The following is a 597-nucleotide window of genomic DNA, read 5'->3' as shown; positions in this document are numbered from 1 at the left end:
CGCCGCTACGAGCGCAAGGCCGAACACTTCCTCGCCTTCGTCGGCATAGCCGCAGCCCTCATCTGCCACCGCCGACTCACCAAATAAAACAACGTCTAATGCAAGCTACCTGGTCGAGGCATCCGCCTATGCTCGGCTCGTGCAGCCGCTTTCCGACCGTAGCAATCCGTTGATCACGGCGTTCCCAGCTGAGCTTGCAGGCGATGCCGAGGCAGTTCTGGCGGTGATGCCTGCTTCTCGGCTCCAGCCGCATGCCTCGTTCTCGGTCGTTGTAGAGGGCCAGCAGGTTTCGATCCCTGAACGCCTCTACAACGACGAGCCGCCGACCGACGCGGTGGCGTCGCTTTCACCGCGCCAACGGCAGCTTCTGCACTGCCTGTACTCAAGGCACTCCGACGGGGTGGTCAGGCAGCGCCACCTGGAGAAGGTCGTTGCTTCCACGGACCCATGGGTCGTCCCCTTCGTCGTGCAGCTGGTTGGCGAGTACGTCTTGGAGATCGGGCCTTGACCCCGGATCTTGGACACACGAGACACTGGATCCTGAGGATCTGAGAACGGACATCTCGTGGTCATGAAGAACTATCCGCCGCAGTTCAA

Annotated in this window: 2 pseudogenes; both read left to right on the top strand. The window is 61.5% G+C overall.

Annotated features, from left to right (window positions below):
* Positions 1-87: pseudogene (locus IF99_RS33830) on the top strand (IS5/IS1182 family transposase); the annotation flags it as partial.
* Between the two features lie 52 nt (positions 88-139).
* Positions 140-499, top strand: a pseudogene (locus tag IF99_RS31415) (hypothetical protein); the annotation flags it as partial.
* Between the last annotated feature and the right edge of the window lie 98 nt (positions 500-597).

Source organism: Streptomyces sp. NRRL F-5630 (assembly GCF_000719475.1).
GTDB lineage: Bacteria > Actinomycetota > Actinomycetes > Streptomycetales > Streptomycetaceae > Streptomyces.
This window is presented reverse-complemented; position numbering and strand designations above follow the sequence as displayed.